This window comes from Streptomyces sp. CO7, assembly GCF_053474865.1.
The window spans coordinates 1-487 of record NZ_JBRIOU010000085.1; the positions used below are offsets into that span (position 1 = coordinate 1).

Here is a 487-nt window from a genome sequence, read left to right on the forward strand (position 1 = left end):
GCTGTCGACGACCTTCCCCGCCCCCGTCCGCTTCCCCGGCATGCCCGCCCGCCGCTTCTGGGAGTTCGAGGACGCCCGGGTCGCCCTCGGTCAGGTGGAGGCCGCACCGTCCGACCTCGCCCGGATGCTGGTCGCCGAGTTCGCCACCGTGTACGGCAACGACTGGTACCTGGTCCCGCTGGACGTCCCCTCCGGCTCCCTCACCACGATCACCTCCGTGGTCGTGGGCGACACCTTCAGCTCCGAACTCGGCGGGCCCACGCTGCTGCCCCTGCCCGGGGCCGGGGTCGGCGACGCCCACTGGTCCCTCTACAACCTCGGCACCGCCGCCGGCGGCCGCCGCTCCGGGCTGTTCGTCCCGCCGGTCACCGCGGGCTCCCTGGAGAGCGAGCCCCTGGAGGAGGTGCTGCTGGTGCGCGACGAGGACGCCAACCTCGCCTGGGCCGTCGAACGCCGCGTCCCCACTCCGCACGGCGCCACCCTGGAC

Annotated in this window: 1 pseudogene; it reads left to right on the forward strand. The window is 74.5% G+C overall.

The annotated features are described in order from the left end of the window. A pseudogene (locus ACOV8S_RS31225) lies at positions 1-487 on the forward strand (hypothetical protein); the annotation flags it as partial.